This is a genomic window from Dyella sp. 05T440, from assembly GCF_056395965.1.
The window spans coordinates 143,917-169,929 of the sequence record NZ_JBFTKN010000008.1 but is presented as its reverse complement, the minus strand read 5'-3'; the positions used below and the strand labels follow the sequence as shown (position 1 = coordinate 169,929).

General features: G+C 63.1%; 22 protein-coding genes. 11 read left to right on the top strand and 11 right to left on the bottom strand.

Features of this window, described 5'->3' with window-relative positions; translation table 11 throughout:
- Nucleotides 1–160: 160 nt before the first annotated feature.
- The gene (locus AC1DE1_RS12635) at nucleotides 161–1,291 is read left to right on the top strand and encodes an efflux RND transporter periplasmic adaptor subunit (protein WP_477175032.1); all 1,131 of its coding nucleotides are present in this window, start codon (nucleotides 161–163) and stop codon (nucleotides 1,289–1,291) included.
- An 8-nt stretch (nucleotides 1,292–1,299) separates the two neighbouring features.
- Nucleotides 1,300–4,401 (top strand): efflux RND transporter permease subunit, encoded by a 3,102-nt coding sequence (locus AC1DE1_RS12630; protein WP_477175031.1) that lies wholly within the window; start codon nucleotides 1,300–1,302, stop codon nucleotides 4,399–4,401.
- A gap of 167 nt (nucleotides 4,402–4,568) precedes the next feature.
- On the opposite strand, the gene AC1DE1_RS12625 is transcribed toward AC1DE1_RS12630, so the two are convergent.
- The 3 genes from AC1DE1_RS12625 to AC1DE1_RS12615 form a co-directional block, all read right to left on the bottom strand.
- Nucleotides 4,569–6,008 carry a M20/M25/M40 family metallo-hydrolase gene (locus AC1DE1_RS12625; RefSeq protein ID WP_477175030.1) on the bottom strand — a complete coding sequence of 480 codons (1,440 nt, stop codon included), beginning with the start codon at nucleotides 6,006–6,008 and terminating at the stop codon, nucleotides 4,569–4,571.
- Between the two features lie 141 nt (nucleotides 6,009–6,149).
- Nucleotides 6,150–6,566 (bottom strand): large-conductance mechanosensitive channel protein MscL, encoded by a 417-nt coding sequence (gene mscL / locus AC1DE1_RS12620; RefSeq protein ID WP_477175029.1) that lies wholly within the window; start codon nucleotides 6,564–6,566, stop codon nucleotides 6,150–6,152.
- Nucleotides 6,567–6,645: 79 nt separating this feature from the next.
- Complete coding sequence (locus tag AC1DE1_RS12615; protein WP_441604478.1) at nucleotides 6,646–7,332, bottom strand: fumarylacetoacetate hydrolase family protein; 687 nt, start codon at nucleotides 7,330–7,332, stop codon at nucleotides 6,646–6,648.
- 226 nt (nucleotides 7,333–7,558) lie between these two features.
- Here AC1DE1_RS12615 and AC1DE1_RS12610 point away from each other — a divergent pair, with 226 nt between their 5' ends.
- The 5 genes from AC1DE1_RS12610 to AC1DE1_RS12590 all read left to right on the top strand — a co-directional run bounded on the left by AC1DE1_RS12610 (nucleotide 7,559) and on the right by AC1DE1_RS12590 (nucleotide 13,252).
- Nucleotides 7,559–8,806: an efflux RND transporter periplasmic adaptor subunit gene (locus tag AC1DE1_RS12610; protein ID WP_477175028.1), complete on the top strand. Its 1,248-nt coding sequence runs from the start codon at nucleotides 7,559–7,561 to the stop codon at nucleotides 8,804–8,806.
- Between the two features lie 72 nt (nucleotides 8,807–8,878).
- Nucleotides 8,879–9,565: an ABC transporter ATP-binding protein gene (locus AC1DE1_RS12605; protein ID WP_441604476.1), complete on the top strand. Its 687-nt coding sequence runs from the start codon at nucleotides 8,879–8,881 to the stop codon at nucleotides 9,563–9,565.
- A 10-nt stretch (nucleotides 9,566–9,575) separates the two neighbouring features.
- Nucleotides 9,576–10,742, top strand: coding sequence for an ABC transporter permease (locus AC1DE1_RS12600; protein WP_477175027.1), 1,167 nt, complete (start codon nucleotides 9,576–9,578; stop codon nucleotides 10,740–10,742).
- A 10-nt stretch (nucleotides 10,743–10,752) separates the two neighbouring features.
- Entirely contained in the window at nucleotides 10,753–12,072 is a 1,320-nt protein-coding gene (locus AC1DE1_RS12595) for an ABC transporter permease (protein WP_477175026.1), read from the top strand.
- A 94-nt stretch (nucleotides 12,073–12,166) separates the two neighbouring features.
- Entirely contained in the window at nucleotides 12,167–13,252 is a 1,086-nt protein-coding gene (locus AC1DE1_RS12590) for an alpha/beta hydrolase (protein WP_477175025.1), read from the top strand.
- Here the strand turns inward: AC1DE1_RS12590 and yedA are convergent.
- From yedA to AC1DE1_RS12575, 3 genes are all read right to left on the bottom strand, one after another.
- Nucleotides 13,227–14,141 carry a drug/metabolite exporter YedA gene (yedA, locus tag AC1DE1_RS12585; protein WP_441604472.1) on the bottom strand — a complete coding sequence of 305 codons (915 nt, stop codon included), beginning with the start codon at nucleotides 14,139–14,141 and terminating at the stop codon, nucleotides 13,227–13,229. The two genes, AC1DE1_RS12590 and yedA, sit on opposite strands and share 26 nt — an antisense overlap.
- Nucleotides 14,142–14,267: 126 nt before the next feature.
- Complete coding sequence (locus AC1DE1_RS12580; protein ID WP_477175024.1) at nucleotides 14,268–15,146, bottom strand: methylated-DNA--[protein]-cysteine S-methyltransferase; 879 nt, start codon at nucleotides 15,144–15,146, stop codon at nucleotides 14,268–14,270.
- A 164-nt stretch (nucleotides 15,147–15,310) separates the two neighbouring features.
- Nucleotides 15,311–15,583, bottom strand: a complete 273-nt coding sequence (locus AC1DE1_RS12575; protein WP_441604470.1) for a DUF1129 domain-containing protein — start codon at nucleotides 15,581–15,583, stop codon at nucleotides 15,311–15,313.
- A 78-nt stretch (nucleotides 15,584–15,661) separates the two neighbouring features.
- Between AC1DE1_RS12575 and AC1DE1_RS12570 the strand changes: the two genes are divergently transcribed.
- On the top strand, nucleotides 15,662–16,006 hold the full coding sequence (locus AC1DE1_RS12570) for a Rieske (2Fe-2S) protein (RefSeq protein ID WP_441604469.1): 345 nt from the start codon (nucleotides 15,662–15,664) through the stop codon (nucleotides 16,004–16,006).
- 55 nt (nucleotides 16,007–16,061) lie between these two features.
- Here AC1DE1_RS12570 and AC1DE1_RS12565 read toward each other — a convergent pair whose 3' ends face one another.
- The 5 genes from AC1DE1_RS12565 to AC1DE1_RS12545 all read right to left on the bottom strand — a co-directional run bounded on the left by AC1DE1_RS12565 (nucleotide 16,062) and on the right by AC1DE1_RS12545 (nucleotide 21,252).
- On the bottom strand, nucleotides 16,062–18,221 hold the full coding sequence (locus AC1DE1_RS12565; protein ID WP_477175023.1) for a YjbH domain-containing protein: 2,160 nt from the start codon (nucleotides 18,219–18,221) through the stop codon (nucleotides 16,062–16,064).
- Nucleotides 18,221–18,988 carry a capsule biosynthesis GfcC family protein gene (locus AC1DE1_RS12560; protein ID WP_477175197.1) on the bottom strand — a complete coding sequence of 256 codons (768 nt, stop codon included), beginning with the start codon at nucleotides 18,986–18,988 and terminating at the stop codon, nucleotides 18,221–18,223. The genes AC1DE1_RS12565 and AC1DE1_RS12560 overlap by 1 nt, the downstream gene beginning before the upstream one ends.
- Complete coding sequence (locus tag AC1DE1_RS12555; RefSeq protein WP_477175022.1) at nucleotides 18,988–19,629, bottom strand: YjbF family lipoprotein; 642 nt, start codon at nucleotides 19,627–19,629, stop codon at nucleotides 18,988–18,990. Before AC1DE1_RS12555 ends, AC1DE1_RS12560 begins: the two co-directional genes overlap by 1 nt.
- Before the next feature lie 110 nt (nucleotides 19,630–19,739).
- Complete coding sequence (locus AC1DE1_RS12550) at nucleotides 19,740–20,840, bottom strand: polysaccharide biosynthesis/export family protein (RefSeq protein ID WP_477175021.1); 1,101 nt, start codon at nucleotides 20,838–20,840, stop codon at nucleotides 19,740–19,742.
- 82 nt (nucleotides 20,841–20,922) lie between these two features.
- Entirely contained in the window at nucleotides 20,923–21,252 is a 330-nt protein-coding gene (locus AC1DE1_RS12545; RefSeq protein ID WP_441604464.1) for a hypothetical protein, read from the bottom strand.
- 307 nt (nucleotides 21,253–21,559) lie between these two features.
- Between AC1DE1_RS12545 and AC1DE1_RS12540 the strand changes: the two genes are divergently transcribed.
- From AC1DE1_RS12540 to AC1DE1_RS12530, 3 genes are all read left to right on the top strand, one after another.
- A complete protein-coding gene (locus tag AC1DE1_RS12540; RefSeq protein ID WP_441604463.1) occupies nucleotides 21,560–22,000 on the top strand; it encodes a low molecular weight protein-tyrosine-phosphatase in 441 nt (146 codons plus the stop codon).
- 110 nt (nucleotides 22,001–22,110) lie between these two features.
- Nucleotides 22,111–24,312 (top strand): polysaccharide biosynthesis tyrosine autokinase, encoded by a 2,202-nt coding sequence (locus tag AC1DE1_RS12535; RefSeq protein WP_477175020.1) that lies wholly within the window; start codon nucleotides 22,111–22,113, stop codon nucleotides 24,310–24,312.
- A gap of 260 nt (nucleotides 24,313–24,572) precedes the next feature.
- A complete protein-coding gene (locus AC1DE1_RS12530) occupies nucleotides 24,573–26,009 on the top strand; it encodes an undecaprenyl-phosphate glucose phosphotransferase (protein ID WP_477175019.1) in 1,437 nt (478 codons plus the stop codon).
- Nucleotides 26,010–26,013 lie beyond the last annotated feature (4 nt).

Below are 26,013 nucleotides of genomic sequence, written 5' to 3'. Positions count from 1 at the left end.
ACAATGCCTGGTGCGACGCACCGGGGAAGTGAGGGATGCCCATGTAAAGAGGGCATGCTTCGGTGCGGCAATCCCCTTTTTGGACAGGCAGCGCAGCCTTTTGTGGCGGCGCCCCGGCGCATGACGGGCGCGCCGGTAGCGGTGGGTGGTCGGAGACATCATGCAAGGTTCGTCCCGCAAGAAACTCGTAGTGCTGGCAGCGATCATCGTCGCCGCGATCGTGGCCGCGCAGATGTTCCGCGGCGGCGAGCGTGCCGCCGCCAAGACGCCTGTCACACCCTCATCGGTGCCGGTGAAGGTGGCCAGCGCGCATCGCGGCGATCTCGATCTCACCTTGAAGGTGATTGGTCGCGCCGAAGCCTTTTCGACGGTGAACGTGCAGGCGCGCGTCAGCGGCCAGTTGCAGGCCTTGCTGTTCAGGCCCGGCGGACAGGTGAAGCAGGGCGACACCATCATCCGCATCGATCCGAGCCTGCTGCAGGCGCAGCTCGATCAGGCGCTGGGCAATGTCGCCAAGGACCAGGCGCAGCTCGACAACGCCAACACCGTCATCAAGCGTTACCAGCCCTTGCTAGGCAAGGGCTATGTCTCGCAGATGGACTACGACACGTACAAGGCCAACCAGAGCATCTATACCGCCGCGGTGAAGGCCGACCAGGCGGCCGTGGAACTGGCGCGCACGCAGCTGAGCTATACGCAGATCCAGGCGCCGTTCGACAGCATCGCCGGTGCACCGCTGGTCTATCCCGGCGCGCAGCTCACTGCCAATGACACCTCGATCGTCGTGCTCAATCAGATACGCCCGATCCACGTGACTTTCTCCGTGCCCGAGACGGGCCTGGATGGCATCAAGGCCAGCATGACGCGCGGCAAGGTGCCCGTGGCCGTGAATATCCCCGGCACCAAGTCAGCGCCGATGGCTGCCGAGTTGGACTTCATCAACAACTCGGTGGATGCCACTACCAGCACCATCCAGCTCAAGGCGCGCTACGCCAACGACGACGACCGGCTCACGCCGGGGCAGTTCGTGGAAGTGGCGTTGCCTACCACGCGCCTGAGCAATGTGGTGACGGTGCCCGTGGTGGCTCTGCAGAACTCGCCGCTGGGCAGTTTCGTGTTTGTGGCCAATGCAGACGGCACGGTGCAGCAGCGCATGGTCACGGCGGGCCCCACGACGGGCGCGCAGATCGTCATCGAGAAAGGCCTGGACGGCAACGAGACCGTGGTGACGGACGGCCAGCTGCTGCTGGTCGACGGCGCCCATGTGCACGTCGTGACTGACAAGGGCTGAGGCGGCACATGAACCTGCCTGCCCTGTGCATCCAACGCCCGGTGATGACCACGCTGTTGATGGTGGCGTTGCTGGTGTTTGGCGTTGTCGCCTACCCGAAGCTGCCGGTCAACGAATTGCCCAATGTCGATTTCCCCACCATCACGGTGAGCGCCAGCTTGCCGGGCGCGGCGCCGGAAACGATGGCGACGGCGGTGGCGACGCCGCTGGAAAATCAGTTGTCGACGATTGCCGGCATCCAGTCGATGACCTCGACCAGTGCCTTGGGCGCCACCTCGATCACGCTTACCTTCGAGCTCGATCGCAATATCGATGGCGCGGCGCAGGACGTGCAGGCGGCCATTTCCGCCGCACAGCGCCAGCTACCCACCAACATGCCCACGCCGCCGACTTTCCGCAAGGTGAATCCGGCGGACGCACCAATTCTCTATCTCACGTTGCGCTCACGCACGCAGCCGCTTTCCGTGGTCGATGATTACGCCGAGACCCAGCTGGCGCAGCGCCTGTCGATGATCGACGGCGTGGCGCAGGTGAGCGTATATGGCGCGCAGAAATACGCGGTGCGCGTCAGCGTGGATCCGCAGAAGCTGGCAGCCAGCGGCATCGGCATCGATACGGTGCAGAACGCCATCGCCGCCGCCAACGTGAATCTGGCAACGGGCTCCTTGAACGGCAATCGCCAGCTGCTGCAAATCCGTTCGGACGGCCAGTTGCAGCGGGCCAATGCGTATAACAGCATCATCGTGGCCTACCGCAATGGCGCACCCGTACGGCTGTCGGACCTGGGCAAGGCCGAAGACAGTGTGCAGAACGACCAGGTCGCCAGCTGGTACAACGGCGAGCGCGCCATCGTGCTCGCGATCCAGCGCCAGCCGGGCTCGAACACGGTGGCTACCATCGATCGCATTCGCGCGGTCCTGCCCACCTTCGAAGCGACCTTGCCGCCGTCGATCAAGCTGGCCGTGCTGTACGACCGTTCGGTATCCATCCGCGAATCGGTGAACGACGTGCAGTTCACCCTGCTGCTCGCCGGTGCGCTGGTGGTGCTGGTGATCTATCTGTTCCTTGGCAATGCATCCGCCACCTTGATTCCTGCCTTGGCGCTGCCGGTCTCCATCGTCGGTACGTTCGGCGCGATGTTTGCGCTGGGCTACAGCCTGGACAATCTTTCGCTGCTCGCCCTGACGCTGGTAGTCGGATTCGTGGTGGACGATGCCATCGTGATGCTCGAAAACATCGTGCGTCACGTGGAAGAGGGCATGGATCCGTACGAGGCGTCGCTCAAAGGTGCCAGCGAAATCGGCTTCACCATCTTCTCGATGACCTTGTCGCTGGTGGCGGTGTTTCTGCCGGTGATGTTCATGGGCGGCATCGTCGGTCGCCTGTTCCATGAGTTCGCGGTGACGCTGAGTGTGGCGATCCTGATCTCCGGCTTCGTCTCCATCACGCTGACGCCGATGCTGTGCAGCCGCTTCCTCAAGCATGCCGAGCACGAAAAGAAGGCGAAAATCGTGCTGTGGTTCGACGCGGGTTTCGAGCGCGTGCGCCGTGGCTACGTGAGTTCGCTGACCTGGGCCGTGCATCATCCGCGCAGCATCATGGGGCTGTTCGTGGCCAGTCTGGTCGCCACGGCGGTGCTTTTCGTGGTGGTCGACAAGGATTTCATCCCGGCCGGCGATTCGGGGCAGCTCAACGTCAACGTCGAAGGTCCGGACGACACCTCCGTGGCCAGCATGGCGCAACGCCAGCAGCAGCTGGCCAAGATCGTGGGCGACGATCCGAACATCCAGAGCTATATGTCGTCGGTCGGCAGCGGCGGTGCGCGCACGACCACCAACAACGGTTCCCTGTCGCTCACGCTCAAGCCCGCCGGCGAGCGTGAGCAGGGCATCAACGAAATCATCCAGGAGCTGCGCGCCAAGTTCGCCAAAGTGCCCGGCATCCGCGCCTATATCCAGAACCCGCCGCCGATCCAGGTGGGCGGACGTCAATCGAAGGCGCAATACCAGTACACCTTGCAGTCGATCGACACGCCAGCGCTGTACGACTGGTCGGGCAAGGTGATCACCGCCTTCAGCAAGCTGCCCGGTTTCCAGGACGTCACCAGCGACCTGGACCTCAACGGTCCATCCATTGTGGTGAATGTGAACCGCGACAAGCTGGCGACGCTGGGCCTGAGCATGGATCAGGTGCAGACGGCGCTGGGTTCGGCGTTCGGCGCCAATCAGATTTCCACCATCTACGGCGCGTCATCACAGTATTGGGTGATCCTGCAGGTCTACTACGCGTTGCAGAATGATCCGGACGTGCTGTCGCAGATCTACGTCACCTCGAGCAGTGGCGGATTGGTGCCGCTCAATGCGGTGGCGAGCTTCGAGCGCAAGCCGCAGGCGCTCACCGTCAATCACCAGGGCCAGATTCCCGCGGTGACGGTCTCGTTCAACCTCGCGTCGGGCGTGAGCCTCAGCGAGGCCGTTGCGAGCATCGATGGCGCGATGAAGCAGATGAACCTGCCGCCCACCATCACCGGCAGCGTGCAGGGCACGGCGCAGGCGTTTCAGGACTCGATGCAGGGCATGGGCCTGCTGTTGGTGATGGCGCTGTTCGTGATCTATCTGGTGCTCGGCATTCTGTACGAAAGCTTCATCCATCCGTTGACGATCCTCTCCGGACTGCCATCGGCCGGTGTGGGTGCGTTGCTGACACTGATGATCTTCCACGCGCCGCTGGACCTGTTCTCCTTCGTGGGTATCGTGATGCTGATCGGCATCGTGAAGAAGAACGCGATCATGATGATCGACTTTGCGTTGGAGAAGCAGCGCAGCGAAGGCACTGCGCCGGCGTTGGCGATCGTCGAAGCGTGCCAGGTGCGATTCCGCCCGATCATGATGACGACGATGGCCGCGTTTGCTGGCACTTTGCCGATTGCGCTGGGATTGGGCGCGGGTGCCGACACGCGTCGTCCGCTTGGCCTGGCCGTGGTGGGTGGCTTGCTGGTGTCGCAGGTGCTCACCTTGTATCTGACGCCGGTGATCTATCTGTACCTCGATCGCTTGAATGCGCGGTTGTCGCGCAAGCGGCGTGTGGGCGAAGCCGAAGCAGCCCACTGAGCGTCACCTCACCTCACCTCCTGTGGGAGCGCACCCTGTGCGTGACTGCGGCGAGGCGTCGTCTCCGCTTCGTAGGTTTGTCGCGCACAGGGTGCGCTCCCACAGTGAATGGCTGGACAAAAAAAGGGCGGCCGTGGGCCGCCCTTTTGATCACACGTGGTGAGCGATCACTCCTCCGCCCCGTCACTCGCAAACGCCCCCGGTGCCGAGCCAAAATCGCCATCGGCCTGTGCAGCCATGTACGAGAACGCCGCATACACCGCCACGTTCTGCGCCAACTCCTTGGGGTCGATCTTGTCGAGCGTGTCGTTGGCGGTGTGGTGGTAGTCGAAGTAATCAGTGCCGTCCTGGACCAGCGACAGCGCGGCCATGCCCTTGCCGTGCATCTGCGACAAGTCCGAACCACCGCCGCCCGGCTTCTTGGCGTCGTAGTCCACGCCGATCGGCGCCAGCACCTTGGCGATCTGCTCGATGGCGCCGCGCGCTTCGGGCTTCACGCTGGCCGTCATCAGCCACACCTTGCGCGCGCCGAAATCCGACTCGGTGCCGAGCTGGAACTTCGAGACTTCCTTGGCATGCTTGTCGGCATACGCGCGACCGCCCCACAGGCCCATCTCTTCGTTGGCAAACGCGATGACGCGAATGGTGCGGTCCGGACGCTGCGGCATGTCGTGAATCAGTTTGCCGGCGGCCATGGCAATCGCCACGCCCGCGCCGTCGTCGATGGCGCCGGTGCCCGGGTCCCACGAATCGAGATGGCCGCCGATCGCCACGACCTGATCCGGGTGCTTCTTGCCGGTGATTTCGCCGATCACGTTGGCGCCGGTATAGCTGCCGTTGAAGCCGACATCGAGATCGAGCTTGACGCTCACCGGCTTGCCATAGCCGAGGATGCGCGTGAGCTGGTCGGCATCGGGATTGGAGAGCGCAGCCGCGGGAATCGCGTCTTTCGGATCGGTGAAGCCGGTGACGCCCGTATGCGGCGTGCGGCTATTGGCGTCGGTGCCGGCCGAGCGCAGCAGGAAGCCGGCGGCGCCCATCTTGGCGGCGATCACCGGACCACCGACGCGCACGCCCGAGCCGATGGCGTAATCCGCGCCATCCTTGTGGCGCTGCATGTGCGCATCGACGTAAACGATCTTGCCCTTCACGCTGGCGGGATCGGCCTTTTTCAGTGCATCGAGGCTATCGAAGCGCACCACTTCGGCAGTGAGGCCGCCCTTGGGCGTGCCGGCCGAGTAGCCCAGTGCGATCAGGTCCAGCGGCTGCGGGAACGGAGCCACGATGGCTGCGTGTTCGCTGCGGCGTTCCCACAGCGGATAGGTGACCTGCTCGGTATAGACCTTGTCGAAACCCAGTGCCTTGAACTTGGCGATGGCCCACTCGCGGCCGCGCTCATCGGCCGGGCCACCGGCAATGCGGGGGCCCACTTCCGTGGTCAGCGACTCGACGATCTGGTAGGCCGTGTTGTCGTTCATCGCCTTGTCGCGCAGCTGTTCGGCCGTCTTTACGGCTGCGGCGGGAACCGTGGTCTGGGTGGCGGCGTTGGCCGAGCCGATGGCAAACATCAGGCTGGCGGCGAGCAAGGTGAGCGGCAGTTGACGCATGGGGACGTTCCTTGGGCGGAAACTTCGATTATGGCCCGCATGCCTCCGGCTGCTTAGGCCAGAAGTCACGGTGCGGGGATAAAAACATCAAAAACAAAAAAGGCGCCCTGGGCGCCTTTTCCGCGCAACGTTCCTCGTCGCTTACTTCGGGTTCTGCGCCTTCAGCAGGTCGCGGATCTCGGTGAGCAACACCACGTCTGCCGGCGGAGGCGCTGGTGCGGCTTCCTCGCGGCGGGTGAGTTTATTGATCGCCTTGACCACCAGGAAGATCGCGAACGCGATGATGAGGAACTGGATCAGGGTATTGATGAAGTTGCCGTAGCCAATAGCCACTTCGGCAATCTTGTGTGCCGGATCGGTATTGTCGGCCGGCTTGAGCACCCACTTCATCTGCGAGAAATCGACGCCGCCGGTGAGCAGGCCGATCGGCGGCATGATGATCTGGTCCACCAGCGAGGTGACGATCTTGCCGAACGCGCCGCCGATCACCACACCGACCGCGAGGTCGATCACGTTGCCGCGCATGGCGAATTCTTTGAACTCTTTGAGCATGCTCATGCTTCTCTCCCTGGGCTTGATGGCAGCGACACTCTAGCTCAGGGCCGTGTGGACGCGGCATGTAGCCGCGCCCGCAAGTTCAGACGACCTTGCCCTCGAGCGTGGCCACACCGGCCAATTCGGCATGAAACCGGTCGCCGCGTTGCATCGCTGAAACACCGGCAGGCGTCCCGGTGAAGATCAGGTCGCCGGCCTTCAACTCGAACAGCGTCGAGAGCAGGGCAATGATCTCGTTCACGCTGTGCACCATGTCGCCGAGGCGGCCGTGCTGGCGCTGCTGGCCGTTCACGGTCAAGGTGAGTGCGGTATCGGCATCCAGCGTCACCTGGCTGGCCGGGCGCAGCGCGGAGACGGGCGCGGAATGATCGAAGCCCTTGGCCACGTCCCAGGGATGGCTCTTGGCCTTGGCCACGGCCTGCAGGTCGCGGCGGGTCAGGTCCAGACCCACGCCGTAGCCCCAGATCAGCGCGCCGGCTTGCTGTTCGGTCAGGTCACGTCCGCCCGCGCCCAGTGCCACCACCATTTCCACTTCGTGGTGCAGATCGTGGGTGGCTTGCGGGTAGACGACGTCGGCACCGTCGGTGACCACGGCATCGGCCGGCTTGGTGAAGAACAGCGGGGTGTCCTTGTCCACCGTCGCGCCCATTTCGCGGGCGTGCTCGGCGTAGTTGCGGCCGATGCAGAAGATGCGGCGCAGCGGGAAACGTTGGTCGCTGCCGATGATCGGCAGGCTCGGTACAGGCGGGGGAGAAATGGCGTATGACATGGGCCGAAAGGGTATCACCGCTGACCCGTCCTGCCAGTCCCCTGTCACGTCAGCTTTTTTCGATCCGGGCTTGCGAGTACAACCGGGCCGTTCTCTGCCCTCGATCAAGTCAGCCCGTGTGACAGCTGTCACCGCCTTTGGCTGATGAGGGCCTCTGGAGGCGGAAGCGTCGCTCCAGCATTGTGTATCGCATCATGGAACCGGCTCGGACCGGCAGGGAGAGCGTGTGGCGAATGCGGATCTATTGAAGGAACTGCGCATCGAGAAACACCTGCGCGAGGAGCATGGCCAGGGACCCGGTCGCTGGCCGTGGATCGTTGGCGGCGTGCTGCTCGTCTTGCTGGTCGCGGCTGGGGTGGCGTGGTTGGTGCTGGGCCGGCAGGCCATCGAAGTGCAGACGGCCCAGGCGCAGTCGCCGGTCGCCAATGCGGCGGCCGGTGCGGTGCTGCAGGCCACCGGATATGTCACCGCGCGGCGGCAGGCGACCGTGTCGGCACAGATCACCGGCACGCTGACCGACGTGCTGATTGAAGAGGGCGATCACGTGAAGCAGGGCCAGGTGGTGGCACGCCTCGATGACTCGCAGTACAAGGCCGCACTTGATGCGGCCCGTACGGCGGCCGCCGCATCGCACGCCCTGGTGTCGCAGTACCAGGTGCAGCTTGCACAGAACGAGCGCGACGCGGTGCGCAACGAAGGACTCGCCGTGAAAGGCCTGGTCGCCAAACAGGTCGCCGAGCAATCGCGCACGCTGGTGGACAGCACGCGCGCGCAGCTGCTCTCGCAGCAGCGCAGTGCGGCCTCGGCCGATGCGCAGGTCGTTGAGGCGCGGGTCAACTTCGACTATTGCGTGATCCGCGCGCCGTTCGATGGCGTGATCACCACCAAGGACGCGCAAGTCGGCGAAATCGTCTCGCCGTTCTCCGCCGGCGGCGGTTTCACCCGCACGGGCGTCGGCACCGTGGTGGACATGGATTCGCTGGAAGTCGACGTGGACGTCAACGAGGCCTATATCGGCCGCGTGGAGCCGCATATGCCGGCCGAGGCCGTGCTGGACGCCTATCCGGACTGGAAGATTCCCGCCCACGTCATCGCCATCGTTCCTGCCGCCGATCGCGGCAAGGCCACGGTGAAAGTGCGCGTGGCGCTGGAGAAGAAGGACGGACGCATCGTGCCGGACATGGGCGTGCGCGTGTCCTTCCTGGAAAAGAAGCAGGAAGCGCCGCAGGCACAGGCACCGCAGGGCGCGCTGGTGCCGACCGCGGCCATCGCGCAGCGCGACGGTCATGGCGTGGTGTTCATCGTCAGCGGCGACACCGTGCAGCAGCGCACGGTATCCCCGGCCGCCTCGAAGATCGGCGACCAGAGCCTGCTGCCGACAGGTGTGCAGGTGGGCGACACCGTGGTCGTGTCGCCGCCGGAGCCATTGAAGGACGGCGACCGGGTCAAGCTGGCGGCAAAAGCCGCGCAGTGATCCGTCTCGTCAACGCGTGATCGGATGCATCGCCTGGAGCGGTGCCAAACAATTCGCATCAGGAGCTAACGCATGAGCACGTTGATCGAAACCCGCGACCTCTCCAAGGTGTACGAGCGCGGCAAGCAGAAAGTGGAAGTGCTGCATCACATCAACCTCGATATTGCCGAAGGCGATTTCCTGGCGTTGATGGGGCCGTCCGGTTCGGGCAAGACCACCTTGCTCAATCTCATCGGAGGCCTGGATACGCCCAGCGGCGGCAGCATCACGGTGGCGGGTCAGCGCCTCGACCAGCTCGGCGGTGGCCAGTTGGCGAAGTGGCGGGCGGCGCATGTGGGCTTCGTGTTCCAGTTCTACAACCTGATGCCGATGCTGTCCGCGCAGCGCAACGTGGAGTTGCCGTTGCTGCTCACCAAGCTCTCGGCCGCGCAGCGACGCAAGAACGCGTCGATCGCATTGCAGCTGGTAGGTCTGGATGAGCGCGCGACGCACAAGCCCAGCGAACTCTCCGGCGGCCAGCAACAGCGCGTGGCGATTGCCCGCGCCATTGTTTCCGATCCCACGCTGCTGGTTTGCGATGAGCCGACAGGCGACCTCGATCGCCAGTCCGCCGAGGAAGTGCTCGGGCTGCTGCGCGTGCTCAATCGCGAGCACGGCAAGACCATCGTGATGGTCACGCACGATCCCAAGGCGGCCGAATACGCGAACCACACGCTGCATCTGGACAAGGGTACGCTGGTCGAACAGGCACTGGCGTGAGGATGCGACGATGAAATATCTCCATCTCATCTGGGCGGCGCTGTTCCGGCGCAAGACCCGCACCTTGCTTACGCTCGTGTCGATCATTGCCGCGTTCCTGCTGTTTGGCATGCTCGACGCGGTGCGCACCTCGTTCAACCAGGCGGGCCAGAGCGCCAATGGCGCACAACGCCTGCAGACCGGTTCGAAACTCTCCTTCATCCAGACCTTGCCGCAATCGCTGGAATCCCAGATTGCGCAGGTGCCCGGCGTGAAGATGGTGACCTACGCGAACTGGTTCGGCGGCGCCTATCAGGACCCGCACAACCAGGTCTTCAGTTTTGCGGTGGAACCGAACTACATCGACCTCTATCCGGAGATCGAGGTGAGTGCGGCCGAGCGCAAGGCCTTTGACGATACGCGCACGGGCATCCTCGTCGGCGAAAAACTGGCCAAGCGCTTCAACTGGAAAGTGGGCGACAAGATACCGCTGCAGTCGACCATCTTCCCGGATCGCCAGGGCAGCAAGAACTGGACGTTCGACATCGTCGGCATCCTGCATTCGAAGGACAAGAAGAGCGGCGGCTTCTTCGACCAGATGCTGTTGCTGCACTGGAAGTATTTCGACGAGACCACGCCGTTCAATCGCGGCACCGTGGGCTGGTATGTCACGCGCGTCAGCGATGTGAACCAGGCCGACAAGGTGGCCAAGGCGATCGACGCGATCTCAGCCAACTCCGATCACGAGACGCGTACCCAGACCGAACAGGCGGCGACCGCCAACTGGATGAAGCAGCTGGCTGATATCGGCCTGATCGTGGGCTCGATCATGGGCGCGGTGTTCTTCACGCTGTTGCTGTTGTCCGGCAACACCATGATGCAGGCGGTTCGCGAACGCACCAGCGAACTGGCGGTGCTCAAGACGATTGGCTTCTCCAATCAGGCCGTGCTCGCCATCGTGCTGGCCGAGTCCGTACTGCTGTTGTTGCTCGGCGGTGTGATCGGGCTTGGCCTGGCCTCGCTGATCATTCCCGTCGTGAGCGCCGGCAGCGGCGGCATGCTCAACCTGCCCAGCGTGGGTGCGGGCAGCTGGATCCTGGGCCTGGTGCTGATGATCGCCATCGGACTGCTGGTGGGCGTATTGCCGGCCATGCGGGCGATGCGGCTGAACATCGTCGATGCATTGGCTGGCCGCTAAGGAGAGCGACATGAAGAATTTCCTGTTCAATCTGGGCTTGCTGATCGTGATCGCCATCGTGCTGTGGGCCTGGGTCATCCTGCCCTGGCAGGGCGTCATCGGGCTAGCCGTGGTGTTTGCCTTGTGGATGGCGTTCACCCGCAGCGGTCGGCGTGCGGCATCGGTGGCGAGCGTCGGCATCAGCACACTAAGGCAGCGCATCGGCTCGTCGGCGGTCATCGTGATCGGTATTGCCGGCGTGGTTGGCGTGCTGGTCGCCTTGCTGGCGATGGGCGAGGGCTATGCGGAGACGCTGCGCAAGACCGGCAGTGCCGACACCGCCATCGTGATGCGCGGTTCATCGGCGGCCGAAGTGATGTCGGTGCTCGATCACGACAGCGTGACGCTTATTCCGCAGGCCGCGGGCATCGCCAAGGACAGCAAAGGCCAGCCCATCGCCTCGCCGGAGCTGGTGGTAGCCGCCAATCTTCCACTCAAGGGCGGCAACCCGGACGACGAAGGCAGCGTGCAGCTGCGCGGCGTCGGCGACCAGGCCTGGGCCGTGCGTCCCAACGTGAAAGTCATCGAGGGACGCAACTTTCAGCCCGGCATGCGCGAGTTGATCGTGGGCAAGGGCGCGGCCAAGCAGTTCGATGGCCTGGTGCCTGGCCATACCGTAAAACTGGGCAACCAGCAGTGGACGGTGGTTGGCGTGTTCTCGTCCGGCGATGCCATGGATTCGGAAATATGGGGCGACGCCAGCGTGGTGGCCGACACCTATCGTCGCGGCAGCAGTCGTGCGTCGGTGATGGTGCGGTTGGCCGATCCCAAGTCCTACGACAAGTTCAAGGCCGAGCTGGAAGGCAATCCGCAGTTGAAGGTGGATGTCAGCACCACCTTGGATTACTTCAGCAAGCAGTCCGAAGGCATGACCAAGGTGATCAAGGTAGTCGGCATTACGGTCGGCCTGATCATGGCCATCGGCGCCATGTTCGGCGCACTCAACACCATGTTCGCCGCAGTCGCCGCACGTGCGCGCGAAATCGCCACCTTGCGTGCGATTGGCTTTCGCGGCGTGCCGGTGGTCGTCGCGGTGATGCTGGAAACCATGTTGCTGGCGCTGATCGGAGGCTTGCTCGGTGGCTTGCTCGCCTGGGTGATCTTCAATGGCTATAGCGCCTCGACGCTCGCTGCGGGCACCGTGGGCAAATTGAGCTTCGAGTTGCGCGTGTCGCCAGCCCTGCTCTGGACAGGTCTCAAATGGGCGCTCGCCATCGGTTTCATCGGCGGCATCTTCCCGGCCATCCGCGCCGCGCGATTGCCGGTGACGACCGCGTTGCGCGAACTGTAAGAGCGGCGGTGGCGCGGCCTCACCGCGCCACCGCTTGCGAATCTGGCGGCGCCGCGCAACGCTCGCGCCGTCGGTGACGCCTGGGGAGATCGTCATGCGCAAGGGATATGCGATAGGGCTGGCCCTGCTGCCTTGGCTTGCCGGCTGTGCAAGCTATGTGACCCACAAGATCGAACATCCGGCGCGCAGCCATACGCCGTTGCAACTAGCCATCCACGACAACCTGCGGCAGCAGGGCTTTGTGCAGGCATCGATACGCACGTCCGATGGTGTGCGTATGGCCTATTGGCTGGGTCAGCCGCATGCATACGCCATGCAGGAAACCTTCAGGGCATCAGCCGATGGCTCGAGCCTCCGATGGCAGTGGCAAATGCCGCAGGCCCCGTTCGATGGTTCGCGGCTCGCAGTAAAGGGCAGCATCGTGTTGCTGCACCCGTGGGAAGGCGAGGGCGCCATGCTGGCAACCTGGGCGTATCGGTTTGCATCGTCAGGCTATGTGACGGTGATGCCGGATCTGCGCAGCCAGGGTGATTCTGACATCGCACCAGTCGGCTACGGGCCGCGTGAAGGCAAGGACGTGGCCGAGCTGGTGCGCAGCCTTCGTGCATCGGGGCGGTTGCCGTCGCCGCTGTATTTGATGGGCGTGTCCTATGGCGCCACCGCAGCGGTGTTCGCGGCCGCTGAGCTGGACGATGTCGATGGTGTGATCGCGCTGGAGCCATATGGCAATGCGGCCGACGTCATTCGTCGCGCGCCATCGACGGGCTTGTTCGGTCCGCGCTGGTTAGGTCATGCCATAGGTGGATCCAGCGTGGATGCGGCCATTGCGCGTGCATCCAGCGATCTGGGCGTCGATCTGGAGCACATCGACACCGCCAGCGCGTTGCGACATGCACCCTGCACCTTGATGTTGCGTGGCGCCAGCGATCCGCTCGTGTCGGCGACAGCCTTGAAAGCACTGGCCGCCAGTTCACCGCAGGCGCGCTATGTCGAAGTCCCGAGCGAAAATCACCTCAGCCTGCCGTTGCGCACGGACCGCCTGATGCAACCCTTGCTCGACTGGATGCATGCCTTGGCATCACCTCACACGGCATGCCCAACCTTCACGCCGCTGCCGGCGTCGGAAAGTGCGGGCTCTGGAAAAGCGCTGGAGATCAGCGGCGCTGGCGCGCCAAGGTGATGGCGCCCACGCCCAGCAGGATGATGGCCATGCCGATCAAGTCATACGGCCCCACGCTTTCACCAGCGAGCAACACGCCGAACAGCACGGCCACTGGCGGGTTCACATAGGCGTAGCTGGTCGCCAGTGCGGGCCGCGCGTGCTTGAGCACATATAGGAAGGCACTGAACGCGATGATCGAGCCGAACACCGCAAGATAGACCAGCGCTGCGGTGGCGCGTGCGGTGGGATGGGCTGGCAGCTGTTCGCCGCTGGCGAAGCCTACGATCAACATGGCCACGCTTGCGCAGAGCATTTGCGCCGCCGTATTCATGGGGCCAGCCGGCATATCCTGACGACGGCTCCAGGTCGCGCCGAAGGCCCAGCTCATCGCGGCCACGAGCAGCGCGATCGCACCGATACGCGAACCGGAAAGTCCGGCGCCAAGGTTGAGCACGATCACGCCCACGAAACCGATCACCAGGCCAATGGCTTCGCGGCGCGTCGGCCACTCCCGATAGAGACCCGAAAACAGCGCCGCGAACAGCGGCATGCTGGCCACCGCCACGGCGGCAATCCCCGAACTCACCCGCTGCTCGGCGAAGCAGACCAGGCCATTGCCAACGCCGAGCAGCAAGAACCCGGTGATGGCCGCATTGCGCCACTGACGCGCCGTGGGCAGCGCCACGCCGCGCAGGCGAAGGAAGGCAAACAGCGCAACGCCGGCGCCCAGAAAACGAATGCCCGCAAGCAGGAAGGGCGGGTAGCTTTCCAGGGCATAGCGGATGCCCAGGTAGGTCGAACCCCAGATGATGTACAGCGCAAACAGCGCCAACGGCACCAGCACGCGGGTGTCGGCAAAGGGCGCGGTCGCCGCGGGGGCGACGGAGGTGGTCGTGGTATCTGTCATGGCAGGCTGCGCGGGGAGCATCGCGGGGTGGATGCCGCTCATAGTTTACAGGCACAAGCAACATAGTCCGGGCGCAGCGGCGGCAGAAGCGAGGCTTCCGCAAGGCAGGGTTGAGCGCTGCTCAAGTCAGGCGGCTGAGCGCTTGCCCTGCTGACGGCCGCCACGCTGTTCGCTGGCAAGCAGCTCGCGCTTGCGTTCCACGCCCCAGCGCCAGCCGCCGAGCGAGCCATCTTCGCGGACGATGCGGTGGCACGGCACGATCAAGGCGAGCCGGTTGTTGCCGCAAGCATTGCCGATGGCGCGGGCAGCTCGAGGCATGCCCAGTTCCGCGGCCAATTCGCCATAGCTTTTGGTGGTGCCGGCGGGGATGCGCGTGAGTGCATTCCACACCCGCCATTGGAAGGCCGTGGCGGCGACATCGAGCGGCGGAAGATCCGGTGCATCCGTGGTGCTCCAGCCCAGTTCGCCGGCGATGCGCGCGATCACCGCGTCCAGCCATTCTTCGCGGCCGGCATCCACGCGTTCGCGGGTTGCGTGCGGGAACTCGTCGGCGAGCCGCTGCTCCAGTTCCGCATCGGTATCGCCCAGCGTTACCGAGCAGATGCCGCGTGAAGTGGTGGCGACCAGCAGGCGGCCCAGGGAGGTCTCGGTGGTGGTGTAGCGGATCGCAGCGCCCGCGCCGCCGGCGCGATAACTGGCGGGCGTCATGCCGAGCAGCCGGTCGCTATGTTCGTAGACGCGGCTGCCCGAACCGAAGCCGGCGTCGTAGACCGCATCGGATACCGCCGCGCCTTTGCGCAGTGCCGTCTTGAGCTGGCCGAAACGGCGCGCGCGATGATATTCCGCCGGACTCATGCCGTAGCGACGCCGAAACGCCCGCTGCAGATGGCTGGGACTGAGCTTGGCAACCTCGGCAAGATCCTGCAGGGTCGGCGCTTCGTCGGCGCGTTCCAGCAGCAAGCGGACCTGTTCGAGGGTGGATTCGTTGGTGTGGCGGGTCGTCATGGTGGACCTCCGAAGAACCGATGAGTCCAGCCTAGTGCCAGTCTGCCTGGCCAGCCATCCGGATCTTGCGCGGCTAGTCTCCTGGGTGCGTGACGCAGCACCAGCGTCGTCGGCGCCGACGCTTCAGGACTTGCTGATTGCCGGACGGCCCGCAGGCCGGATCATCAATGCGCGACGTGATGCGTGCGCTGCAGCACCACAAATTCGCCTTCGATGACTTCGGGCTTGTGGCTGCGCGTGCCCACAGGCGACACGGCACTGCGCTTGCGCGACCATTGGCGTAGCGCGAATACCACAGCGCCTCCAACGAGCAGCACGCTCGCTACCACGAGACCAAACACCAGCAAGATGCCCACCACGGCGAGGCCCACGAGCAGCGACAAAGCGCGGACCAGGGGATGGCGGGAGCGACGCGGCATGGGCAGTGAAAAGCGCATGTGTTAAAAATCCGTGTGGTAAAATCAACGACTTACGTGCGTAACGATGGGGCCTTAGGGCGAAAGAGGCAAGTGCCGATGGATACAGCAACACCCGACCAGGCGCTTTGCCGACTGGACGATATTCCCGATGGCGGCGCCATCGCGGTTGATGCCGTGCTGCGCGACGGCGAGGAGAACGTGATCGTGCTGCGTCGCGATGACGCGGCGTATGCCTATCTCAATATTTGTCCGCATGCCGGACGCCGCCTGGACTGGGCGCCGGGCAAGTTCCTGATCAAGGACAACTTGCTGATCTGTGCGGCGCATGGCGCGTCGTTCCAGGATGTCGATGGGCTTTGCATCGGCGGCCCGTGTCGCGGCGAGCACTTGCGCAGCGTGGGCGTGCGCGTCACCGACGGCGAGGTGTGGCTCGACGGCTAAGAATGTCGATGCATTCGCAGGCGAGGTGGCCCGGTGACTATTCGGGCCCAAAGCCTTACTCGACGATCTTGTCGAGATTGCTGTTGAAGTTGTCCAGGTCGCGATCGCTGGTGAGCGAGTAGAGCGAGTAGCGCCGGCCCAGGCTCGCGCCGCCGTCACGGATCAGCGGATCCCAGACAAAGGCGGCGCGCGAAAGCGTGGAGCGGGGCAGCATCAGGTCGAACGGAATCGACACATAGATGCCCTTGTCGAAACTGCCTTCGCCAAACTGCGCCGCCGACACATTGGTCTTGGTCGCATACGCACCCATGCGCACGCCGTTGCGGAACTCGCGCGACACGTCGACCGTCGCACCCCAGTCGCCAGCCAGATAGCGACCGGCGCTCACCGCGACTAGCACATCCTTGTAGCCCAGGTCGAAATAGCCGGTGACGTGGCCGGTGACCACGTGATAACCGCGGAACGAGAAGTCCTGGTCGTAGCCGCGCTGCTTGACCCAGTTGATGTCCGAGCCGATCGCCCAGCGCTCGCCAAACGGGCGATAGAGCACTTCGCCGCCCACGCCGCCGAACATGCTCTCCAGCATGCCGGCATACGCCATGCCGTAAAGATCGTGGCCGAGCTGTTGCGTACCAGTCAGCTGGAAGACCGGCATGGTGACGGTCGAGCTGGTGATGTACTTGCGCACATCGGTACGCACGCGCGGCAGGTCGCTGGGTGCGTCGTATTTGAACTTGTCGTAGTTGTCGAGCAGATCCACCGACGCCACACCGCTCCACCAGAGGTTGGGCGTGAAGTGGAAATCGAGGTTGTAGACGGCGGCGATCTGATAGAGCAGGAAGGCGTCCGGGCCGCCGAGATTTTGCGCGTAAACCAGTGCAAAGGACTGGTCGAAACGCTTGGTCGGGGCGTGGTAGAGCACGTCATCATTGCGCGGTGTCGGCGCGTTTTGCTCCACGCTCTGGCGGAATTCACCCAACGTGATGTCGTGGTTCAACAGCTCATCGAAACGTTGGCGGTTGACGCTGGTTTCCGCCGTGGTGAGGCCTTCCTGCTGCGAGGCGATGGTGAACCAGTCGACGCCGGCGCCAAGCGCGTTGTCGAGCACGCGCGCCGCACGGCCCACGCTTTTGGCGCTGTAGAAATAGGTCTCCTGCTCGCCTTTCACCACCACTTCGCTGCCGCGGCGGGTGATGCTCGACACCTGGATGCCCGCGTTGTCGCGAAGTGTTCGCGCGACGTTCGCCCAGTCGACCTCTTCCGGCGTCTGCGTCACGGGTGCGGTGTTCTGCTTGGGCGGCGCCGGATCCAGCAACTTCGTCGGTCCGGTGCCTTCGGCCATATTGGCGTGCAGTGTCAGTCCGAACATCACCGTGTTGCCGCGCTCGATCGCCACGCTCAGATCGAGGTTGCGGCCGGGACGAAACACAGCGCCGACGTTGACCGGCGAGCTCTGCTTCTGATTGTTGTGCTGCGGCTCGTGCTGATAGTTGTTGCCGTCGTACTCGGCCTTGAGCACCAGCCAGTCCCACGGCGTCTGGTAGCTGATGCCGCCAAACAGTGCTGCCGGGCCGCGGAAATAACGATTGCTGGAGAACTTGCCGGTGCCGTCGCTATCGCTCGGGCGCACATCGAACTTGTCGCTGATGATGGACAACGGATTGTTGATGTCGCCGCGCGCACCGACATAGCCCCAGCCCATGCCCAGGCTGGCGTCGATCGGCCCGAAACGCTTGTTCATCACCACGTATTCGCCGGCGAACAGACCGGTGCCGCCGATATCGCGGGCACCCACGCTGAGGTCGGGCAGGTAATGGCTTTCGCTCCATAGACGTATCTTCACGTCGATGGATTTGTCCTTGTAACTCTGGCTACCGCTCAGTGATTCCGGGCCATACCGGCGATTGCTCACCGCGGTGTAACGGAAGATGCCTTCCAGCCACGGCAGCGGTTGCAACGAAACGTTGTAGCGGTCGTACGGCTGGACATGGCTGGCCGTCAGCGCCACTTCGCCATCGTCGGCCATGCGTGCGGTGGGCGTCTGCCACAGGCCGACGCCGCCAAAATCACTTTGCGTGGGAGCGTTGTCGGCATACGCCGTGCCCATCAGCAAGCCGCCAAGCAAGGGCAGCAGGCAACCGCAACGCCGCCGCAACTGGGTGCGGCCTCGGGGCGTGGTGATGATCCCCGAGGGACGTCCTGTCCGCTTGCGCATTATCGATCGCCTTCCGCCGCAGCTAGCGGCTGGGTCGCCAGAAAGGCGGCCAATGCCTGGTTGAGCTCCGGCGACACGCCATGCAAGCCGGTTTCACGCAGTGGCACGTAGATCACCGCTCCTGGCGCCAATGGCATGGATGGGCCGCGATTCCACAGCCCCGCGCCCTGTTTCGTGATGCGGCCATCGGGCTGGATCACGAAGATCCAGTCACCATCGGCCACATTCGACGGTTTGCAGGCGTCGAGATAGTCCTGCGCGTTTTGCATCGGCACGAACGGCAGCACGCAACGCTGGTTCACTGCGCCGACCACCTGGATGGTGGTTGGGCGACGGGGATAAAAAAGCGTGTCGCCTTCGCCCACAGGCCGATTTTCGACGGCGTTCACTTCCACCGAGCGCGGGTCGAGCAAGGCCACTTCACGCCCCGTCACGGGCATCGGCTGCAACCAGTCGCGCAGCGAAGCGAGGGTGTCGGCCAAGGCGGTACGGTTATCGCGCAACGCCTGCAGCCGCGCGCTATCCAGGTCAAACAGGACGCCTGCCTTCAGGCGCGACTGCTCCACCTGAAGCGACGGTCGCTGCCACGACGCGCCCAGCGGATACGCATCGGCACCCAAGGGGCTGGCCAGCGCGCCATCGCTCAGGCGCGCGTGACCGGAAAGTTGCTTCAAACCGGGAGCGGTTACGGCGCCCGTGATCTGGACGTCCACTGCATGCGCGGCGAGCGGGCAGATCATGGCCGCAAGCAGCATGTATCGGCGCATCACGATTTGCTCCCGCGATACGGGCGCAACTGCACCAGCTTGATCGTCATGCCAGGCATGACTTCCTGTTCGCTCATCCACACGAAGCCATCGCTGGGGTCGACCCAATAGCGATTGCTGACGCGAAGGCCGGCTACCTTGGCGGAAACTTCTTCGGTCACCAGCAAGACGCGATGCGCCGTGCCGAGGATGTCGATGCTGGTTTCACCTGCGGGCTTGAGCGTCGCGTGCACCGGAATGCCGTAGCGATAACCAGGCGACCAGTCGTCGATGCGGTCGTAGCTGGTGGCGGCGCCAAGCGTTTGCAGCCCATGGACGAAAGGATCGTTGGCACGATCGATACGGCTGCCGTCGAGATTCTGTGCGAGACCGATGGTCTGCACCACGCGACCGTGTTCCAACACCAGGGCCACGCCGCTCGTGCCGTACCAATACTGGCGAGCACCGACGACATTGCCGAGGATGAGAATCGCATCGCCATGCGCGGTGATGGCGCGCAGCTGGAAATAGGGCTTGGCCTGCACCTGTTCGATGGTGGGCGAGAGCTTCGGCGTGCCTTGCCAAACCAGCTGCAAGGTGTCCACGGTGGAACGCGAGACGCTGGTGCATCCGGCGAGCAGAAGGCCGGATGCCGCAACCACCGCGAGCCGCTCCCCGCATCGGCGCGCGAACGAACGATGCCCCCGCGCGGGACGCAAGGGCATCGCAAAGGCCGGCTTGCGCCGGCCGTTGTTCGGGCGCCGCGACAACATCAGTGGTCGAGGTTGTACGAGGCGTTGGCCGCGTTGCTGATGATGCCGGTCAACGGCAACAACTGGGACAGGAAGCGGTTCCAGCGCGTCACGTCGGCAGGCCCGACGAACACCACATCACCCGGCCTCACCTTGAACTGGTCCGCCAGGATGAAGGCATCCGGCGAGCGCGCATCCAGCTGATAGACCGTGCCCCTGGCCATGTCCAGACCCTCGATGCCGCGGATCACGTACACCGCCTTGCCCTTGGAGGTTGACGGATTGAGTCCGCCGGCACGGCCCAGCGCCTGGGTCAGGGTGAGGTTGGAGGTCTTGAAGGTGAGCGCCATCGGGCGATTCACTTCGCCAATGACGTAAACCTCGTGGTGGTCGTTGTACGGCAGAAACAGTCGGTCGCCAGGCTTGAGGTAGACATCCTGAGCCATCGACTTGTTGGTGTTCAGCGCATCGAGGTCGATACGGTAGTCGTGACCGTCACGCGATAGCACCAGGCCAGAGAGATCGGCCTGCTCGGTGTTGATCGTTGCCGCGCCCAGTGCTTGCGCCAGCGTGGTGGGAATAGCGGTGATCGGCTGCGGATCGGTCTTGACGAAGGCGCCCTGGAAGGTGACGCGCTGGCTGCCATAACCGATGACATTGACGTCGACCTGCGGCTTTTCCACGTACTTGGCCAGCTTGTCGCTGATGGCTTTGCGCAGTTCCTCGATGGTCAGGCCAGACACCTTCAGTTCGCCCACATACGGGTAGAACAACGTGCCATCCGAACGCACGAGACGACCGTTGGCGAGGGTCTGTTGCTGCGGGCCGGCGGGCGAAGTCAGCTCCGGGTGATCCCACACCGTGATGTACAGCGTATCGCCCGCGCCGATGCGATACGACTCGGGCTTGTAAGCAAGCAGCTCCGACGGCAGCGCCGCTGCAGCGAGCCCGGCCTTGTCCATCGCCAGCTGCTTGGGCGTGATGGGCACGATGTCGACGCGACTGTTTTCGTCCTCACTGCGCGTCATGCTGTGAGTGGACATGTGCTGGCCGGGAGCCCAAATGCACCCGTGCAGCAGGAGGGTCGCGGCGGCAAGCGCCACGGCAGTGCGTACGTTCATGACTTCGGTTTCTTTGAGTTACAGACAGCACACATCCATGCCGGACGAATCCAGCATGGATGTGCCGTGTACTGCGGAGTGGTTAGTGGGTGCCGGTGGTGCCGGTCGTACCACCCGTGCCACCGGTGCCGCCCGTGCCACCGCCGGTGCTCGGCGGGGTGTTCTGGTTACCGTGGCTATCGCTGCCACCGCCGGCAACGGCCGTGGCGACTGCGGCTGCGCCAAGTACGGCAGCGCCAACATAGGCAGCCGTCAGGGTGCCGGCGGCGGCGCCCGAAGCACCGGCTGCGCCCGCTGCTGCGCCAGCCTGCGGGGCTGCTTCCGGAGCAGGAGCAGCCGGGGCCGGAGCGGTCTGGGCAAAGGTCTGGCCGATCATGGCCGTCATCAAAACGACTGCAAGCAACTTCTTCACGAGAACTCCATTCTGGTGGTCATTCGGGCACATCTAAACACAACCTTACCGGAAAATGAACGGGACGATCCTGATTCCCGATCGGTGACGGCCATCAAACTTGTGGCTATGATTGTAAGCTGAGCGCAAGAGTAGTGTTGCTATTTTGTGATCTGATTCACTTGACGGGTAAGGTGTTGCGCCTCCCGTCCAGATAACAAGATCGGCATACGACGCGTTTTTACAGGGGCCTGCCAGAACGACAAAGCTCGCGCTAGCGCGAGGCTTGCGCTTGGGCAGTGGATGCGTATCGGAAGAGTTGGTGTTTGTGTTCAAACGGATTTTGATCGTCTGCGTGGGGAACATCTGCCGTAGTCCTACGGCCGAGTACTTGTTCCGTCATCACCTTTCCACGGCTGGTGCTTCCATCGAGAGCGCCGGCCTGGGCGCGTTGGTGGGCAAGCCGATGGATGCACAGGCCTTGCAGATTCTTGGCGAACACAGCGTGGATGGCGGCGAGCACCGTGCGCGGCAAATCAGCACATCGATGCTGCGCGATGCTGACCTCGTACTGGCCATGGAGCGCGAACACGTCGCCAGCCTGATGCGCATGGCGCCCGAGGCCAGCGGCAAAGTGATGTTGCTGGATCGCTGGGGGCGAGGCGGCGACATTCCTGATCCGTATCGCCAGAGCCGCGAGGCTTTCGAACACGTCTACCAACTGATCGATCGTGCTGTGCAGAGTTGGTTGCCGTATCTGCGTACGTAGTGACGCGTGGAACCGGTAAGAAAGCGCCTTTAAAGCAGTATCGGAGAGTTCCGATATAAGGCCTCGCGAATTTCATCCATCCTAATCTGACCTTCCTGGACTAGCTCAGCATGACCGCAACACAGACCGCCGCGCCGCAAGACGACGAAATCGACCTGCGCGAACTGCTGGGCACGCTGCTTGATCACAAGTGGCTGATCGGTATCGTTACCGGCGTGTTCTTTGTGCTCAGTGTGGGCTATGCGGTGCTCGGCACGCCGATCTACGAAGCCGATGCGTTGGTGCAGGTGGAACAGAAGGTGCCCAATCTACCCGGCCTGAGCGCGATTACGCAGACGCTGGGCGCCTCCAGTTCGGAGGCAACTACCGAGATCGCTCTCATCACCTCGCGCTCCGTGATTGGCAAGGCGGTGGGTGAGCTCAACCTGCAGATCGAAGTGGCGCCTTACCACTTTCCGATTTTTGGCGGTTGGGCCGCGCGTCACTACGTGCCGGACCAGCCCACCGACGTGGCGTCGCCACTCATGGGTCTTAGCCGTTACGACTGGGGCGGCTCCAAGCTAGACATCTTCCAGTTGAAGGTGCCTGCGTCGCTGCAAGAGAAGAAGCTCGTGCTCATCGCAGGTGAGCACGGCAATTACTCGCTGTACTACGGCGGCGACGTGATGCTGACCGGTCAGGTGGGCACCGTGGCGACTGGCCATGGATTCACCATGCAGGTGCGCGAGCTGCGCGCCAATCCCGGCACGCACTTTGCCGTCGTGCATCACACGGCGCTTGCCGTGATCAATCAATTGCAACTGGATATCAACGCCACGGAGCAGGGTAAGGACTCCGGCATCATCCAGCTCATGTACGACAACGAGGATCCGGAGTTGGCTGGCCAGCTGCTAGATCATGTGAGCCAGGCTTACGTAAAGCAGAACGTCGAGCGCAATTCTGCCGAGGCCGCCAATAGCCTTCAATTTGTACGCGAGCAACTTCCGCGTATCCGTCAGGATCTGGACAAGGCGCAGACCGCATTAAACGCCTTCCAGACCAAGGCGCATTCAGTCGATATCACGCTGCAGACCAAAGGTCTGCTGGATCAAGTCGTCGCCATCGAGACGAGCATCCAGCAGTTGCGCATGCAGCAGGCCGACATGGAGCGACGCTTCACCGCCGAACATCCCGCCTATAAGGCATTGCTTGAACAGATTGCGCAGCTTCAGGCACAGAAAAACGGCATCGATAAGCAGGTGGGCGGCTTGCCCGACACACAGCAGGAACTGCTGCGCCTGACCCGCGACGTCGAAGTCCTCAATGCGACCTACACCGGTCTGCTCAATCAGGCACAGCAGCTCGATATCGCGCGTGCGGGCACCGTAGGAAATGTACGCGTGATTGATCCCGCATCTGTGGATATCTCCAAGCCGGCCAAGCCAAAGAAGGCGCTGGTTGCCCTTGGTGGCACCTTCCTCGGCGGTCTCCTGGCGGTGGCCTTTGTGCTGGTGCGCCAGATGCTGAGCCGCGGCGTGGAAGATCCAACCGCGATCGAACAGCTGGGCCTTTCCGTTTATGCATCGGTGCCCAGCAGCGTGGCCGAGAAGCAGAGCTTCCTGCAGGGACGTCGCGGGCGCGCGGACGGCAAACAGAAATTGCTGGCGGTCAATGCTCCGGCCGACCTGGCCGTGGAAGCACTACGCAGCCTGCGCACAAGCTTGCACTTCGCGCGCATCGAAGCGAAGAACAACATCCTCATGATCTCCGGCGCCAGCCCGGGGGCCGGCAAGACGTTCATCTCGTCCAACCTGGCCGCGGTGATCGCAAAAGGTGGGCAGCGCGTGCTCCTGATTGACGGCGACATGCGCAAAGGTGCGCTTCACACGGTGATTGGCGGGCGTCCCGATAAGGGATTGTCTGAATTGATCGCCGGCCAGCTTTCGTTGGAAGATGCCCTGCGTACAGTGGGCGACGTCGAAGGCCTGCACTTCATCTCGCGCGGCAAGGCGCCGCCGAACCCGTCCGAACTGCTGATGCACGTGCGCTTCGCAGACCTGCTCGAAACGCTCAAGCCGAAGTACGACCTGGTGATCATCGATACGCCGCCGATTCTCGCAGTGACCGACGCCGCGATCATGGGCCATCACGTTGGCACCAGTCTGCTGGTGATCCGTTTTGGCCTTAACCAGGCGCGCGAGATCGCGCTCGCCAAGCAGCGTTTCGAACAGAACGGCGTGCAGATCAAGGGCGCGGTATTCAACGCCGTTGAACGCAGGAGCACGGGCTACTACTCGTACGGCTACTACGAGTACAGCAGTAGTCCCGCGTAAGCAGGTTCGAGAAAATTCTTGTGGGAAATTGTGACCGGGCCTGCGGGTCCGGGTAGTACGAACAGTCTATTGGTTGCTTGACGTGCGATCAGTGATGATCTCGCGGCTCTTTCACGGGGGGAGTGAATGAGGGGCAATGAAAGCAAGTGGCGCAGCCCGAAGGATGGGCGGTCTTGCGCTGGTGATCCGCAGCAGTGTCTAACGTGGTGCTGCCGTGAGAACACGTCGGTCGCAGACAGCTACATGGATGGAGTGCGGTAATGTTGACGATTCCAGGTCTTCCGCAGCTGAAAAGAGCGGAATCCCATTTCTTTTCGAAATACGCGGCACTTCTGGACATCACGCTGCGAGTGAGCGATGTATTCGTCATCACTCTGGTGGCGTTGGCAGTTTATCGCCTGGAGTTCGGAAATCTTGAGATGGGCCTTCACTACGTCTCCGGTTTGATACGGACGGTCTTGCTGGTGCTGGTGATCTTTCCTGCCTTGGGTCTCTACCGTAGTTGGCGAGGAGAAAGCCGACTTCGCGAAATAGGGCGGCTTTGGATGGCGTGGTCAGCCACGATGGCTGTGCTCCTTTCCATGGCCTGGGCCCTTAAGACGACAGGCTCGTATTCACGTGTGGGTGCCGGTACATGGTTCATTGCCGCCGGGGTGCTCTTGACGATCGATCGTCTGGCACTGCGCTGGCTTCTTGGACACATCCGTATACGCGGCGTGGATTCGCGTCGCGTGCTTGTTATCGGAAGTACCCAGGCTGGACAGCGCATCGTAGCCGCTGCGCGCAACAGCGCGTGGTTGGGCCTGGATGTGCTTGGCTACATTAGTACTCCCTATGATCAGGCCGAGATCACAGGAGTGCCTCATCTCGGTGAGCTGCCTGATCTCGCGCCGATTGTCAGCGAATGCGCCCCGGACCAGATATGGATCGCGCTGCCCATGCGCGCCGAGGAAACCATCCAGAAAATACTGCAGCTGACCCTGGATACGCCTACGACGATTCGCCTGGTACCCGATTTCTTCGGTTATGAGCTGATCAACCACCATGCTGCAGCTGTTGCGGGCGTGCCTGTGATCACCCTGCGTTCCAGCAGGGTCGAAGGCCACGCTGGTTTGTGGAAGGCAGTAGAGGATCGTTCAATCGCTCTTCTTCTTGTGGCAGTCCTCGGACCGCTCATGATGCTGATTGCGCTTGGCGTCAAACTTAGTTCCCCAGGCCCCGCCATCTACAGACAGAAGCGCCACGGACTCGGCGGCAAAGAATTTGAAGTGATGAAGTTTCGCTCGATGCGAGTGCATTCGGAAACACCCGGGAATATTACGCAGGCCAAGCGCAAAGATTTCCGTGTTACTCCCTTTGGTCGATTTTTGCGAGCGAGCAGCCTCGATGAGCTCCCCCAGCTCATCAACGTGCTGCGCGGCGACATGTCTATCGTGGGCCCGCGACCGCATGCCGTGGAGCACAACCATCAATTCAGCGAAAGATTGCGCGGGTACATGCAGCGTCACGGCGTTAAGCCAGGCATGACGGGGCTTGCACAAATCCAGGGATTTCGCGGCGAGACGGATACGCTAGAGAAGATGGCGAAGCGCGTCGAATGCGACATTTCCTATATCAAGCAATGGTCGATTTGGCTCGATATAAAAATCATCATTCGAACCCCCTTGGTTCTGCTGAGGGGAAAGAACGCGTACTGAGCAT

Coding starts and splice junctions, on each gene's coding strand:
- AC1DE1_RS12635 (WP_477175032.1), top strand. CDS start 161: ATGCAAGGTTCGTCCCGCAAGAAACTCGTAGTGCTGGCAGCGATCATC.
- AC1DE1_RS12630 (WP_477175031.1), top strand. CDS start 1,300: ATGAACCTGCCTGCCCTGTGCATCCAACGCCCGGTGATGACCACGCTG.
- AC1DE1_RS12625 (WP_477175030.1), bottom strand. CDS start 6,008: ATGCGTCAACTGCCGCTCACCTTGCTCGCCGCCAGCCTGATGTTTGCC.
- mscL (WP_477175029.1), bottom strand. CDS start 6,566: ATGAGCATGCTCAAAGAGTTCAAAGAATTCGCCATGCGCGGCAACGTG.
- AC1DE1_RS12615 (WP_441604478.1), bottom strand. CDS start 7,332: ATGTCATACGCCATTTCTCCCCCGCCTGTACCGAGCCTGCCGATCATC.
- AC1DE1_RS12605 (WP_441604476.1), top strand. CDS start 8,879: ATGAGCACGTTGATCGAAACCCGCGACCTCTCCAAGGTGTACGAGCGC.
- AC1DE1_RS12600 (WP_477175027.1), top strand. CDS start 9,576: ATGAAATATCTCCATCTCATCTGGGCGGCGCTGTTCCGGCGCAAGACC.
- AC1DE1_RS12595 (WP_477175026.1), top strand. CDS start 10,753: ATGAAGAATTTCCTGTTCAATCTGGGCTTGCTGATCGTGATCGCCATC.
- AC1DE1_RS12590 (WP_477175025.1), top strand. CDS start 12,167: ATGCGCAAGGGATATGCGATAGGGCTGGCCCTGCTGCCTTGGCTTGCC.
- yedA (WP_441604472.1), bottom strand. CDS start 14,141: ATGACAGATACCACGACCACCTCCGTCGCCCCCGCGGCGACCGCGCCC.
- AC1DE1_RS12580 (WP_477175024.1), bottom strand. CDS start 15,146: ATGACGACCCGCCACACCAACGAATCCACCCTCGAACAGGTCCGCTTG.
- AC1DE1_RS12575 (WP_441604470.1), bottom strand. CDS start 15,583: ATGCGCTTTTCACTGCCCATGCCGCGTCGCTCCCGCCATCCCCTGGTC.
- AC1DE1_RS12570 (WP_441604469.1), top strand. CDS start 15,662: ATGGATACAGCAACACCCGACCAGGCGCTTTGCCGACTGGACGATATT.
- AC1DE1_RS12565 (WP_477175023.1), bottom strand. CDS start 18,221: ATGCGCAAGCGGACAGGACGTCCCTCGGGGATCATCACCACGCCCCGA.
- AC1DE1_RS12560 (WP_477175197.1), bottom strand. CDS start 18,988: ATGCGCCGATACATGCTGCTTGCGGCCATGATCTGCCCGCTCGCCGCG.
- AC1DE1_RS12550 (WP_477175021.1), bottom strand. CDS start 20,840: ATGAACGTACGCACTGCCGTGGCGCTTGCCGCCGCGACCCTCCTGCTG.
- AC1DE1_RS12535 (WP_477175020.1), top strand. CDS start 22,111: ATGACCGCAACACAGACCGCCGCGCCGCAAGACGACGAAATCGACCTG.
- AC1DE1_RS12530 (WP_477175019.1), top strand. CDS start 24,573: ATGTTGACGATTCCAGGTCTTCCGCAGCTGAAAAGAGCGGAATCCCAT.